Consider the following 12295-nt stretch of genomic DNA (forward strand, 5'->3'; position numbering starts at 1 on the left):
TAAACCGGTGAATGACAGTCTGAGACAGGTTAGAACAAACTTCGTCATCCCGGACTTGATCCGGGATCCACTGCAGGCGTCTCTATGATCAAAACAGAGTGGTTCCGGTCGATCCCGGATCGCTGCGCGTCCGGGGTAACAAACCGGAAAAGGCGATAAGAAACATATGTGTCTGCGCGCAGAATTGCCTATGCTATCTTCATGATTGACGCACAACTTGCACACCTGAACCACGATCTATGGCTTGAGGACAGCTTCGTGACCGGGGTGGAACTTGGCGCCACACAGTTCTCTATGAACGGCGAATGGGTGGACCATAACCGTCTCGAAAGAGAGGGCCGACGCATATGGCTTTCTGGTCAAATCATTATTTCAGGCATAGAGCGGGTCGAAATTACCGGTCACGCGACCCCCATTTTCGACCAGGATGGCGAACTCATCCTTGGCTCTCCGAACCTCCGGACCGATAAAAACAGTCTGCATGTCGAGCTTGATGGTCTCAGGATCATCCTGTCAGGCACGAAGCTGTCAATAAGATACGAACTGGGCGACGTGATCGAAGCCGAGCCGGAGTTCAAGTAACCAAGACACCTGCCGCCCGGCTCAGCCCCTAATACGCCGCCTCGTCAAAGATCGGCTCGACGCTTTCGCCCCAGGCGGTGTGATAGCGCTCGAGAAGGCGTTCGGCGGGGCTGATCCCGGTTTTGGCGATCTCGTCGAGATCATCGAGGAACAGCGCTTCGTTCTCGCCATGGGCGTTCAGGCGCTGGCGCGCTTTCAGGCCGGCGCGGGAGATGGCGAGCGCTTGCTGGGCGATGTCTTGCAAGGTGGTGTTGCGGAACGGGGTTTTCAGCGCGGTCTTCGCCGCGCCCAGGCGCATGGCGTCACGCTCGTCCGCGGTCCAGTCCTTCACCAGATCCCAGGCGGCGTCGAGCGCGCTCTGATCATAGAGCAACCCCACCCAGAAGGCGGGCAGCGCGCAGAGGCGGTTCCACGGCCCGCCGTCGGCGCCGCGCTGTTCAAGGAAGGTTTTCAGGCGCACTTCGGGAAACAGCGTCGACAGATGATCTTCCCAGTCTGAAATCACCGGCAACTCGCCGGGCAGGATCGGCAGCTCGCCTTTCAGGAAATCGCGGAAGCTGAGGCCCGACGCGTCCTGATAGACCGAGTTGCGCTTGACGAAATACATCGGCGCATCGAGCGCCCAATCCACATATTGCTCGTAGCCAAAGCCCTCTTCGAAGGCGAAGGGCAGCATGCCGGTGCGGTTATTGTCCGTATCGGTCCACACATGGGCGCGATAGCTGAGAAAGCCGTTGGGCTTGCCGTCGCCGAAGGGCGAATTGGCGAACAATGCGGTGGCGATAGGCTGCAGCGCCAGCGAGACGCGCATCTTCTTGACCATGTCCGCTTCGGAGCTGAAATCGAGATTGGTCTGCACCGTGCAGGAGCGGAACATCATCTGATGGCCCATCGTGCCCACTTTGGGCATGTAGGCTTTCATGATGTTGTAGCGGTCCTTGGGCATCATCGGGGTCTCTTCCAGAGACCATTTCGGCGAGAAGCCAAGGCCCAGAAAGCCCGCGCCCACTTCGTCGGCCACTTCGCGCACTTCGCGCAAATGCCCGTTCACCTCGCGGCAGGTCTCGTGCAGGGTTTCAAGCGGCGCGCCCGACAGCTCGAACTGTCCGCCCGGCTCGAGGGTGATGGACCCGCCGTCGCGCTTGAGCGCCACCGGCTTGCCGTTCTCCTCGACCGTCTCCCAGCCAAAGCGCGTCAGGCCTTCCAGCAGCTTGCGCACGCTGGGGCCGTCGCTCTCATAAGGCAGCGGGGCATGGTCTTTCAGCGCGAAGCCGAACTTTTCATGCTCGGTGCCGATGCGCCATTGATCTTCAGGCTTTTCGCCCGCGGCGATATGGCCGATGAGCTGGGATTTGGTCTCGATCCGGGGGCCTTCGCCGCCTGCGTTATAGGTGCCGCTCATGGGTGGTGGTCTCCCCGCCAAGGCAAATCAGTGTGCCGCACAGTTAGGGGGCCGATCTCCCTACGGCAAGCAGGGAAACGGGTTTTCGGTCACAAGCGTGTGAGGGCGCCGAAGCGGTTTCACCAATCGCCGAGCATGGATTGCCAGACGGACAAGGCCGCAGCGACGGCGGTGTCGGCGCGCAGAATGCGCGGCCCCAGGCTGACCGGCAGCACGGAGGGTTGAGCGTGCAACAGCGTGCGTTCCTCGATGGAAAACCCGCCTTCAGGCCCGGTCACGAGCGCCCATTTGCCGCCGCGCTCCCGCCCCGACAACGCCGTGTGAATCGGCAAGGCCCGGCCATGCTCGCCGCCCCAGGGCTCGGTCTGGCTGTCCCCGCTTTCATCGGCGAACATCAAGGTGCGGTCCGGCTCCCAGTCCCTGAGCATCTGGCTGAGGCTCACGGGCTCTGAAATCTGCGGGATGTCCAGTCGCTCGGTCTGCTCGGCCGCTTCGCGCGCCAGCGCCTGCAGCCGGTCGGTGCGCACCCGCTCTGACTGGGTGCGTTGGGTGATCACCGGCGTGATCGAAGACACGCCCAGTTCGGTCGCTTTCTCGACGATGAAATCGGTGCGCGCCTTTTTCACCGGCGCGAAGAACAGCGCCATGTCCGGCGCCGCGCTCTGGCTGCGGCGCTGTTGAACGATTTGCAGGCTGGCGCGTTTCCTGTCAGCGCTTGCAACTTCGGCGCGCCACTCGCCGTCGCGGCCATTGAACAGCCGCACGCCATCGCCCGGTTTGCGGCGCATGACGTTGACGAGATAGTGGGCCTGGTCCCGATCAAGGTCCAGAAGGGCGCCGTCGGTCAGCGGCGCATCGACAAAAAGACGTGGTTCGACACTCATGAATTGCGTTCTAGCGGTCCGGCGCCCACGTTCAACCTCTGTCTTGCGCGTCCCCTCGCGTCCATCAACCGCCCTTGAAACCGCCCCGGCCAAAGGAGCCCGCCATGAAGTCCATCAATCCCTATACCGGCGACACCGTCTTTGAAGCGGAAACGCATGGACAGGCCGCCATTGAAGCCGCGCTGACCCGTGCGGTGAACGCCGTGCAAAAGCTCAAGGCCATGGGCATGGACGCCCGGCTCGACGCCTTGCGGCGCGCCGCAGACATCCTGGACGACCAGCGCGACGCCATCGCCGAACTGATGACGCGCGAAATGGGCAAACCGATCAAGCAGGCCCGCGCAGAGGTCGAGAAATGCGCCTGGGTGTGCCGGTATTACGCCGATGAAGCGCCGGACATGCTGAAGCCCGATCCGATCAAGGCGCCCGAAAAAGGCGATTGCAGCCTTCATCACCTGCCCATCGGGCCGGTCTTCGCCGTGATGCCGTGGAATTTTCCGTTCTGGCAGGTCTTCCGGTTCGCCGCGCCCAATCTCGCCGTTGGCAATCCCGGACTCTTGAAGCACGCCTCCGCCGTGCCGGGCAGCGCGCTGAAGATCGCCGAAGTGCTGGACAAGGCGGGCTTTCCCGAAGGCGCGTTCCAGACCCTGCTGATCGGGTCGGACAAGACCGAAACCATCATCACCGATGATCGCATTCGCGGCGTCACCCTGACCGGCTCTGAAGGCGCGGGCTCCGCCGTCGCCTCGCTGGCGGGCAAGGCGATCAAGCCGTCAGTCATGGAGCTTGGGGGCTCTGACGCCTTCATCGTCATGCCCAGCGCCGATCTCGACAAGGCGGTGGAGACCGCCGTCACCGCGCGCACCCAAAACAATGGCCAGTCCTGCATCGCGGCCAAGCGCTTCATCATCCACCAGGACGTCTATGAGGAATTCACCGCCAAATTCGTGCAATCCATGAAGGCGCTGAAAATCGGCGACCCGATGGACGACAGCACCGATATCGGCCCGCTCTCAAGTGCTGACGCCGCCGATGAGGTCTTTGACCTGGTCCGGCAGACGATTGATGGCGGCGCGAAGGTGCTGCTCGCCTCCGAGCGCAAGGATCACGCCTTTCTCACGCCGGGCGTTCTGGCGGACATTCCGCGCGGCACGCCGGGCCATGACTCTGAAATCTTTGCGCCCGTGGCCCTGATGTTCAAGGCCGAGGATGTGGATCACGCCATCGCCATCGCCAACACTCACCCCTATGGCCTCGGCTCGTCCTTCTGGTCGAAAGACAAATCCGAGATCGAAACCGCCTGCACCGATCTGGAGGCGGGGTCGACCTATGTGAACCAGATGGTGGCGTCCGACCCGCGTCTGCCTTTTGGCGGCGTGAAAAAGTCCGGCTATGGCCGCGAACTGGCGCGCGACGGGCTTCTCGCCTTCACCAACCCCAAGACCATCGCCATCACAGGACTCGACTAGAGCCTGCGCGCGGGGCGGGTGGAAAATCTGCCCGCCTTGCGACCATCGGGCTCTTTCGAACCGGCGCGCGGCGCGCTATCGATGCACGATGACCATCGCCCCTGATCGCCGCGTCGCTGACTCCGTGCCCACCTCCTGGGTGGATCACGCGCCGTCTTCTCTCCGCCCCTATCTGCGGCTGGCGCGCTATGACCGGCCTGTGGGCTTCTGGCTGCTGGCGATTCCATGCTGGCAGGGTCTGGCGATCGCCAGCATCAGCTCAGGCCTGGACTGGCTTGATCTGTACTGGGCGATCCTGTTCGGCGTCGGCGCTATTGCGATGCGCGGCGCCGGATGCACCTATAACGACATCATCGACCGCGATATCGACGCGAAAGTCGCCCGCACCGCCGATCGTCCGCTGGCGGCCGGCACGGTCAGCCTGAAACAGGCCTGGGCCTTTCTGATCGCGCAATGCCTTGTGGGTCTTCTGGTGCTGATCCAGCTGCCCCTGCCCGCAATCCTCACCGGGCTCGGCGCGCTGGCGCTGGTGGCGGGCTATCCCTTCATGAAGCGCATCACCTGGTGGCCGCAGGCCTGGCTGGGTCTGACCTTCAACTGGGGCGTTCCGGTGGCGGGCGCAGCGGCGCTGGGCACGCCTTTCGCGCCGGAAATCCTGCTTCTGTACGCGGCGAACCTGTTCTGGACGCTGGGTTATGACACCATCTACGCCTGTCAGGATATGGAGGACGACGCCATGGTCGGCGTGAAATCCTCCGCCCGCGCGCTCGGCGGCCAGATCAGCTTCGGCGTCCTGGTGTTTTATCTTCTGGCGGCGGCGCTGGCCGCGCTGGCCGGGCTGGTCGCGGGCGCCGGGCTGATGTTCGCGCCCGCCTTCGCCGTCTTCGCCGCGCACCTGCTGCTTCAGACCCGCAAGCTCGACCCTGAAGACGGGCGCGAATGCCTACGGCGCTTCAAGGCGAACCAGATCACCGGCCTGCTGCTGGCAGGCGCCTTTCTGCTGGGCGCTCTGTGAGCGAACACGCGGGCTTCACCAGCATGTGACTGGCCATGCGGCGGATCCGGCATAACTGTGTGAGGTGACGCCAAGAGGAGGCCTCATCATGACCACGCTCAGCCGCCGCCTGTTTCTCGCCACCGGCCTCGCCGCCGTCGCCAGCCCCGCTTTCGGGCAGAGCGATCAGGACGGGCTGGAGGTCGCGCTGTTTGACCATCCGGGCATCACGCCCTGGGGCGCGACGGATATCGACTTCATGAACCTCAGCCGCGATCAATGGCTTGAGCGCCTGAATGGCGAACAATTCCGCGTGCTGCGCCAGGAAGGCACCGAACGCGCTGGAACCAGCCCGCTCAACCGCGAGCATCGCGACGGCATCTATGTCTGCGCCGGCTGCGCCCTGCCGCTGTTCTCGTCTGAAGCCAAGTATGAAAGCGGCACCGGCTGGCCCAGCTTCTGGGCGCCGATCCGCGGCGCGGTGGCGACAAAGAACGATTATCGTTTGTGGACGCCGCGCACAGAGTATCATTGCGCCCGCTGCGAAGGTCATCAGGGCCATGTCTTTAACGACGGCCCCCGCCCGACGCGCCAGCGCTGGTGTAATAACGGCGTCGCCCTGAACTTCGTGCCGCGACCTGACAGCGCCTGACCGAATTGCCCTGAAAGGATCTGACGATGAGCGACGACAATTACACCCACGTGACACGCGCCAACGCCGAGTACGCTGCGGGGTTTGATCGCGGCGGCAAACCCATCCCGCCCGCCAAGCAGGCCGCGATCCTGACCTGCATGGACGCGCGCATCATCCCGGCCGAAGCCCTGGGATACGAGCTGGGCGATGTGCATGTGATCCGCAATGCGGGCGGCCGCGCCAGCGACGACGCGATCCGGTCCCTGGTGATTTCCCACAAGCTTCTGGGCACGAAAGAGTTCTTCGTGATCCACCACACCGATTGCGGCATGGCCTTGTTTGATCAAGAGACCATGGAGCGTCTGCTGGCCTCCAGCCTGAACACCGCGACGCCCGGACCGGACGGCTGGAGTGATCCGGGCGGAACAGACGGCTCTGACGCCGGCAAGGATGTGGACTGGCTGACCTTCAAGGACGCTGCCGACGCCGTCACCGATGATGTGAAACGCGTGCGCGATCACCCGCTGGTGCCGGGCCGCATTCCGATTTACGGCTTCATGTATGATGTCGACACCGGAAAGCTCACCGAAATCCAGGCCGCCAGCGCCATCGGCAAAGCCCGCTGAACCGCTAACGCCCGACCTCGTCCTGCGCGACCACACCCGCATCGGCTCCGCGCCGCTGACGCCTGAGCTACGCTTTCATCTTGCCGATCCGGCGAGCGATCTGTGGCGGCAGGAGGAAGAGGCCTTGATCGCCCGGGGCCTGCCCTCGCCCTTCTGGGCGTTCGCCTGGGGCGGCGGGCAGGCGCTGGCGCGGCTGGTGATGGAGCAACCCACGCTGGTGCGCGACAAGCGCGTTCTGGACTTCGCCTGTGGATGCGGCGTCGCCGGGATCGCAGCCGCCAAGGCCGGGGCGGACCTTGTGACCGGGACCGAGATTGACACCTTCGCGGTTCACGCCGCCCGCGCCAATGCTCGTCTCAATGACGCCGACATGCAGGTGCTGCACGCCGATCTGGTGGGCTGTGACGATGGCTGGGACGTGGTTCTGGCGGGCGATGTGTTTTACGAGACCGACGCGGGCGCCGCGATCACGGACTGGCTTGAAAGCCTGCATGACCGGGGCGCGACCGTGCTGATCGGTGATCCGGGCCGCGCCTATCTGCCGAAGGACAAGCTGAGCGTCATGGCCCGGTTCGAGGCGCCGAAAGCGGGCGATCTGGAAGACCAGGATGTGGGCGCGGCGCGGGTCTGGCGCTTTCACGCCGAGCCCCGCGGCCTGCCCGAAATGGACTAGCGCAGATTGGCGTACCCGCCGTCGAGCGCAATGATCTGCCCGGTCACATAATCAGACGCCGGCGACGCCAGAAACGCGGACAGGCCGATCATGTCATCCGGCGCCCCGATCCGGCCCAGCGGAATATGCGCGGCGACAGCGTCGCGGCCTTCAGGATTACCCAAGGCGAACGCGGTCATCTTGCTTTCAAACGGCCCCGGCGCGATGGCGTTCACGGTGATCTTGTCGCGCGCCAGACGCCGCGCCATCACCTTGGTCAGATGGTGCACCGCCGCCTTGCTGGCGGGATAGGCGTAGGTGTCTTCCATCATCGGCACGGCGAGCCCCTCGATGGAGCCGATATTGATGATCCGGCCCCGGCCCGCCGCTTTTGACGCCGCCTGAAGCTGGGGCAGCAAAGCCTGGGTCAGGAAGAAGATGGATTTGACGTTCAGATCCATCACCCGGTCCCAGCCGTCTTCGGGAAACTCTTCCAGCGCCGCGCCCCAGGTCGCCCCGGCGTTGTTGACCAGAATGTCGATGGCGTCCGTCTGCTCAGACAGCCATTTGGCGAAGGCCTGCCCGCCTTCATTGGTCGACAGGTCAGAGGGGATGGCGTGAACCTCGCCAAACTCCGATAGCCGCTCCTGAGCGGCTTTCACCGCATCAGGCTTGCGCGAGGTGATGAACACCCGCGCGCCTTGCTGGAGCAGGCCGGTGGCGATCATCTCGCCAATGCCGCGCGTGCCGCCTGTGACGACGGCGGTCTTGCCGGTGAGGTCAAAGAGTTGGGTGACGGACGTCATGATCGCGCTCCTTCATTCAATAAGCGCTTAAGCAAGCAGCAAAGGCGGGCGGAGGGAAGAGGGTTTTGCTTTATTTTTCAGGCTCTGTCCCTGACCAGAAGCCGGGAAAGTCTTTCACACCCGAATGAATCGCGGCAACACTTCGGCATGGCCCGCGTTCGCGCCGTTGACCGGCGACTCTTCTTGCTGATCGAAATCGCCGCCCGGCGTCTGAGCCGGGAAGCGGATGCGCGGTTGCGCGCGGAAGCCAATGTCAGCGCCAGCCAATCCGCCGTCCTGTTCTTGCTGTTAAGGCGCGGCGAACGACGCCTGGGCTCCATCGGCGACATGCTGGCGCTTGGCGCGCCCGCGGTGACGGGCCTGATCAACCGGATGGAGGCCGCCGGGCTGGTGATCAAACGCAAGGATTCCAGCGATAAGCGCGGCGCCCTCGTGGATCTGACCGAGGCAGGCCGTCGCGCGGCCGAACGTGCTGACCAGGTCTTGCGCGGATTCAACACCGAGCTTGACGACAAGCTGGGCGAGCACGACGCGGCTGTGGTCTATGACGCCCTGACCCGGCTGGCGATTGATCGCGACGAATAATCAAACCGCCCGCGTTCAATTTCTGGACGACGTTCACGCTGCGGCGTAGCCTTCCTTCCCAGAAAAGATGAGTTGGGGAGGACGGGACATGTTTCGATTGATTTTGGGGATTCTGGGCGTCGCCCTGGTGTTGGGCCTAGTGCGCATCGGCTATGTGGTCACCCGCGCCAGCGGGGCGCTGAGCCATCCTGAGTACACCGACAACGCCGCCTGCACGCCGGTCGAGATCGCGCCGGGCACTGAAGACGTGACCTATGACGCTGTGAGCGGGCTGGCCTTCGTGTCCGCAGCCGAGCGCCGCTCCGGCGAGATGCATCCGCGTAACGGCATCTACGTGTTTGACCCTGCAGACCCCGAGAGCGTGCGGCTGGTCTCCATTGATGCGCCCGCCGACTTCCGCCCTCACGGCATCAGCCTGTGGCGTGGGGAGAGCGAGAGCGGCGAGCCCCTCGCCCGCCTGTTCGTGATCAGCCACCCCTATAGCGGCCATCAGGTGCTGATCTATGACGTGGCCGAGGATGGCGCGCTGTCTCACCTTCAGACCGTCAGCCATGACGCCCTGCGCTCGCCCAATGACATTGTCGGGGTCGGACCAGAGCAGTTCTACGCCACCAATGACGTCTATTTCGGCGACACGCCGATGGGTTATCTCGAAGCGTTCCTGGGCTTGCCGCTGGGTTCGATCAGCTATTATGACGGCCAGGAGGGCCGCATCGTCGCCGAAGGCCTCGCCTACGCCAACGGGATCAACATCAACGCCGACGGCTCGGAGCTGTACGCCTCGGGCTTTATCGGGCGCACGGTTCATGTCTTTGACCGGGATGCAGACACAGCCGAGCTGACACGCATGGCGCGGCATCCCGTTCCGCTGGGCCTTGATAATATCGAGGTCGGTTCGGACGGCGCGCTCTATATCGCGGGCAATGTCAGCATCTTTGATTTCCTGGCGCATCAGAAAGACCCAGAGGCGAACGCCCCGTCCCAGGCGGTTCGCGTCGATCCGGAGACGGGAGACTGGACCACGGTGTTCGCGGATTCTGGCGAGGCGATCGATTCAACCTCCGTGGCGACCCGTGTCGGCGATCAGCTTTTGCTGGGGGCGGTGTTTGATTCCCACGTCCTCGTCTGCCCCTATATGGCCAACTAAGACCTCAAGATTCCAAGGATGGCGTAATGACCGACCTGATCCGTGTGAGCGACGCGAATGGCGTTCGCACCCTGCGCTTTGACCGCGCTGACAAGAAGAACGCCATCACGCGCGCCATGTACGCCGCGATGGCGGACGGCCTTGAAGAGGCCAACACCCGCTCTGACATTCGCGTCGTGGTCATCGCAGGCTGCGAAGGCTGTTTCTCCGCCGGCAACGACCTGATGGATTTCATGGAAGCCCCGCCCCATATCGGCGGCGGCGAAACCCCGCCCGTCGAGCGCTTCATGATGGCGCTGATGATGTGCGAGAAACCTGTCATCGCCGCGGTGGACGGGTTGGCGGTCGGAATCGGCACGACGCTGTTGCTGCACTGTGATCTCGTTTACGCCACCGAGCGGGCGCTGTTCACCACGCCCTTCGTCAATCTGGCGCTGGCGCCGGAATATGGCTCCTCCCAGATCCTGCCCGGCATTGTCGGTCGGGCCGTGGCCAGCGAAATGCTGCTGCTGGGCGCGAAATGGGACGCCAAGAAGGCCGAAGCGAAAAACCTGATCAACGCAGTCCTTCCTACGGACGGCTTTGACGCGGCGGTGATGGACATCGCCCAGCAGATCACCCAGCTGGCGCCGGGCGCGGTGAAAACCGCCAAAATGCTGATCAACCTGCCGCCCGAGGACATCAAGGACCGCATCGTTCGCGAGGGCGGCCTGTTCGCCGAGCAATTGCGCACCGATGAGTTCAAGGAAGCCGTGACGGCCTTCATGGAGCGCCGGGCGCCAGACTTCTCAAAGTTCGGATAGGCGAGATGGCCAAGGGCAGCCACGAATACGTCGATGATCCCAGGAACGCCGCCATCCGGATCTGGATCAATGGAGAGCTGTTCGCGCGCGAGGACGCCAAGGTCTCCGTCTTTGATTCCGGCTTCATTCTGGGGGATGGCGTCTGGGAAGGCCTGCGGGTCCATGAGGGCAAGATCGCTTTTCTCCAGAGGCATCTCGACCGGCTCTATGAAGGCGCGAAAGCGATCGACATGGAGATCGGCCTCAGCCCTCAGGCTCTGACGCAAGCGCTATACGACACGCTCAAGGCCAATGAGATGAGCGGGGACGGCGTGCATATCCGCCTCATGGTGACCCGCGGGATCAAGGCGACGCCGTATCAGGACCCCCGCGTCACCATCACCCCCGCCACCGTGGTGATCATTCCCGAGTGGAAGACGCCCAAGCCCGAAACCGCCACCAAGGGCCTCAACCTGTTCACCGTCCATGTGCGCCGCGGCTATCCCGATGTGCAGGACCCCAAGCTGAACTCGCATTCCAAGCTCAATTGCATCACCGCCTGCATCCAGGCCGCAAAAGCGGGCGCGGATGAAGCGCTGATGCTGGACCCGCACGGCTTTGTGGCGACCTGCAACTCCACCCATTTCTTCATCGTCCGCAAGGGCGAGGTCTGGACCTCGAGCGGCGATTACTGCTTGGACGGGATCACCCGCGGCGTGGTGATCGAGATCTGCAAGGAGGCGGGCATTCCCGTCTTTGAGAAGAATTTCTCCCTGACGCAGGTCTATGGCGCCGACGAGGCGTTCGTCACGGGCACCTTTGCGGGCGTCGCGCCGGTCTCCACCGTGGACGGTCGGCTTCTGTGCGAGGGACGCGGCCCGATGGTGGAGCGCCTACAGCAGCTCTATCTGCAAAAGATCACCCGAGAGAGCGCGGAATGACCGACGCGCCCGTTCGCCTGTGCCTGTGGTCGGGGCCGCGCAACATCTCCACCGCCACCATGCGCAGCTTTGAGGCGCGCGGGAACTGCGCCGTCTGGGATGAGCCGTTCTACGGCTATTATCTCAAACAGACCGGGCTTGATCATCCGGGCCGGGAGCCGACGCTCGCAGCCTGGCCGACCGACCCGGAAGAGATCGCCCGCGCCTGCGCCGGGCCCGCGCCGCAGGGCCAGGCTGAGTTCTTCCAGAAGCATATGTGCCAGCACATGCTGGACGGGCTGGATCTGAGCTGGACCCAAGCCTGCCGCCATATCTTTCTTATTCGCGATCCCGCCGAAGTCGCCGCCAGTTATCACGCCACCATGAAGCGCGCCTGCGCCGAAGATCTGGGCGCGATCCGGCAGGCGCGCCTGTATGACGAGATTTGCGATCTGACCGGGCGCGCCTGGCCTGTGATCGAGGGCGCGGACGTGCTGGTGAACCCCGCCGGCATGCTCGAAGCGGTCTGCGACGCCGTGGACATCGCCTATACCGACGCCATGCTGAGCTGGCCGCCCGGCCGGCGAGCGACCGACGGCCCCTGGGCGCCGTACTGGTATGCGCGCGTTGAAGCCTCCACCGGTTTTGAAGCCCCCCGCTCGAGCCCGCACGACCTGCCAGAGCATCTGTCCGAGGTCGTCGCAGACTGTGCGCCCGCCTATCAGCATCTCAAGGCTCGGAAGCTGAGCGCGGGCTGAAGTCTGGAAAGCCTGCCTTTCCAAGTTCGACACAGACGCATGACAGCCTCTGGC

Annotated in this window: 14 protein-coding genes; 11 read left to right on the top strand and 3 right to left on the bottom strand. The window is 63.8% G+C overall.

The window, feature by feature from the left end:
- Positions 1-201: 201 nt before the first annotated feature.
- Positions 202-582, top strand: a complete 381-nt coding sequence (locus ACTIGF_RS14420) for a hypothetical protein (protein WP_439637533.1) — start codon at positions 202-204, stop codon at positions 580-582.
- 28 nt (positions 583-610) lie between these two features.
- On the opposite strand, the gene ACTIGF_RS14425 is transcribed toward ACTIGF_RS14420, so the two are convergent.
- Positions 611-1984: a glutamate--cysteine ligase gene (locus ACTIGF_RS14425; RefSeq protein WP_439637534.1), complete on the bottom strand. Its 1374-nt coding sequence runs from the start codon at positions 1982-1984 to the stop codon at positions 611-613.
- A gap of 119 nt (positions 1985-2103) precedes the next feature.
- Positions 2104-2868 (bottom strand): 16S rRNA (uracil(1498)-N(3))-methyltransferase, encoded by a 765-nt coding sequence (locus ACTIGF_RS14430; RefSeq protein WP_439637535.1) that lies wholly within the window; start codon positions 2866-2868, stop codon positions 2104-2106.
- A 104-nt stretch (positions 2869-2972) separates the two neighbouring features.
- Here ACTIGF_RS14430 and ACTIGF_RS14435 point away from each other — a divergent pair, with 104 nt between their 5' ends.
- From ACTIGF_RS14435 to ACTIGF_RS14455, 5 genes are all read left to right on the top strand, one after another.
- Positions 2973-4337: an NAD-dependent succinate-semialdehyde dehydrogenase gene (locus ACTIGF_RS14435; protein ID WP_439637536.1), complete on the top strand. Its 1365-nt coding sequence runs from the start codon at positions 2973-2975 to the stop codon at positions 4335-4337.
- A gap of 88 nt (positions 4338-4425) precedes the next feature.
- Entirely contained in the window at positions 4426-5352 is a 927-nt protein-coding gene (ubiA, locus tag ACTIGF_RS14440; protein ID WP_439637537.1) for a 4-hydroxybenzoate octaprenyltransferase, read from the top strand.
- Positions 5353-5440: 88 nt separating this feature from the next.
- Entirely contained in the window at positions 5441-5983 is a 543-nt protein-coding gene (gene msrB / locus ACTIGF_RS14445) for a peptide-methionine (R)-S-oxide reductase MsrB (RefSeq protein ID WP_439637538.1), read from the top strand.
- Between the two features lie 26 nt (positions 5984-6009).
- Positions 6010-6591 carry a beta-class carbonic anhydrase gene (locus tag ACTIGF_RS14450; protein ID WP_439637539.1) on the top strand — a complete coding sequence of 194 codons (582 nt, stop codon included), beginning with the start codon at positions 6010-6012 and terminating at the stop codon, positions 6589-6591.
- Positions 6527-7264, top strand: coding sequence for a class I SAM-dependent methyltransferase (locus ACTIGF_RS14455; protein ID WP_439637540.1), 738 nt, complete (start codon positions 6527-6529; stop codon positions 7262-7264). Before ACTIGF_RS14450 ends, ACTIGF_RS14455 begins: the two co-directional genes overlap by 65 nt.
- Here the strand turns inward: ACTIGF_RS14455 and ACTIGF_RS14460 are convergent.
- The gene (locus ACTIGF_RS14460) at positions 7261-8049 is read right to left on the bottom strand and encodes a glucose 1-dehydrogenase (protein WP_439637541.1); all 789 of its coding nucleotides are present in this window, start codon (positions 8047-8049) and stop codon (positions 7261-7263) included. The two genes, ACTIGF_RS14455 and ACTIGF_RS14460, sit on opposite strands and share 4 nt — an antisense overlap.
- 147 nt (positions 8050-8196) lie before the next feature.
- On the opposite strand from ACTIGF_RS14460, the gene ACTIGF_RS14465 reads away from it, so the two are divergent.
- The 5 genes from ACTIGF_RS14465 (at position 8197) to ACTIGF_RS14485 (ending at position 12241) form a co-directional block, all read left to right on the top strand.
- Positions 8197-8634, top strand: a complete 438-nt coding sequence (locus ACTIGF_RS14465) for a MarR family winged helix-turn-helix transcriptional regulator (RefSeq protein ID WP_439637542.1) — start codon at positions 8197-8199, stop codon at positions 8632-8634.
- An 88-nt stretch (positions 8635-8722) separates the two neighbouring features.
- Positions 8723-9781 carry a strictosidine synthase family protein gene (locus tag ACTIGF_RS14470; RefSeq protein WP_439637543.1) on the top strand — a complete coding sequence of 353 codons (1059 nt, stop codon included), beginning with the start codon at positions 8723-8725 and terminating at the stop codon, positions 9779-9781.
- Between the two features lie 26 nt (positions 9782-9807).
- A complete protein-coding gene (locus ACTIGF_RS14475) occupies positions 9808-10584 on the top strand; it encodes an enoyl-CoA hydratase (RefSeq protein WP_439637544.1) in 777 nt (258 codons plus the stop codon).
- Between the two features lie 5 nt (positions 10585-10589).
- Entirely contained in the window at positions 10590-11504 is a 915-nt protein-coding gene (locus ACTIGF_RS14480; RefSeq protein ID WP_439637545.1) for an aminotransferase class IV, read from the top strand.
- Positions 11501-12241, top strand: coding sequence for an HAD family hydrolase (locus ACTIGF_RS14485; protein ID WP_439637546.1), 741 nt, complete (start codon positions 11501-11503; stop codon positions 12239-12241). Before ACTIGF_RS14480 ends, ACTIGF_RS14485 begins: the two co-directional genes overlap by 4 nt.
- Positions 12242-12295: the final 54 nt, after the last annotated feature.

Origin of the sequence: Oceanicaulis sp., assembly GCF_051859625.1 — a bacterium.
Taxonomy (GTDB): domain Bacteria; phylum Pseudomonadota; class Alphaproteobacteria; order Caulobacterales; family Maricaulaceae; genus Oceanicaulis.

Bases quoted from the DNA above. Each gene is read 5' to 3' on its own strand.
- ACTIGF_RS14480 (WP_439637545.1), top strand. From the start codon at position 10,590: ATGGCCAAGGGCAGCCACGAATACGTCGATGATCCCAGGAACGCCGCC.
- msrB (WP_439637538.1), top strand. From the start codon at position 5,441: ATGACCACGCTCAGCCGCCGCCTGTTTCTCGCCACCGGCCTCGCCGCC.
- ACTIGF_RS14455 (WP_439637540.1), top strand. From the start codon at position 6,527: ATGATGTCGACACCGGAAAGCTCACCGAAATCCAGGCCGCCAGCGCCA.
- ubiA (WP_439637537.1), top strand. From the start codon at position 4,426: ATGACCATCGCCCCTGATCGCCGCGTCGCTGACTCCGTGCCCACCTCC.
- ACTIGF_RS14460 (WP_439637541.1), bottom strand. From the start codon at position 8,049: ATGACGTCCGTCACCCAACTCTTTGACCTCACCGGCAAGACCGCCGTC.
- ACTIGF_RS14485 (WP_439637546.1), top strand. From the start codon at position 11,501: ATGACCGACGCGCCCGTTCGCCTGTGCCTGTGGTCGGGGCCGCGCAAC.
- ACTIGF_RS14470 (WP_439637543.1), top strand. From the start codon at position 8,723: ATGTTTCGATTGATTTTGGGGATTCTGGGCGTCGCCCTGGTGTTGGGC.
- ACTIGF_RS14435 (WP_439637536.1), top strand. From the start codon at position 2,973: ATGAAGTCCATCAATCCCTATACCGGCGACACCGTCTTTGAAGCGGAA.
- ACTIGF_RS14420 (WP_439637533.1), top strand. From the start codon at position 202: ATGATTGACGCACAACTTGCACACCTGAACCACGATCTATGGCTTGAG.
- ACTIGF_RS14425 (WP_439637534.1), bottom strand. From the start codon at position 1,984: ATGAGCGGCACCTATAACGCAGGCGGCGAAGGCCCCCGGATCGAGACC.
- ACTIGF_RS14430 (WP_439637535.1), bottom strand. From the start codon at position 2,868: ATGAGTGTCGAACCACGTCTTTTTGTCGATGCGCCGCTGACCGACGGC.
- ACTIGF_RS14465 (WP_439637542.1), top strand. From the start codon at position 8,197: ATGGCCCGCGTTCGCGCCGTTGACCGGCGACTCTTCTTGCTGATCGAA.
- ACTIGF_RS14450 (WP_439637539.1), top strand. From the start codon at position 6,010: ATGAGCGACGACAATTACACCCACGTGACACGCGCCAACGCCGAGTAC.
- ACTIGF_RS14475 (WP_439637544.1), top strand. From the start codon at position 9,808: ATGACCGACCTGATCCGTGTGAGCGACGCGAATGGCGTTCGCACCCTG.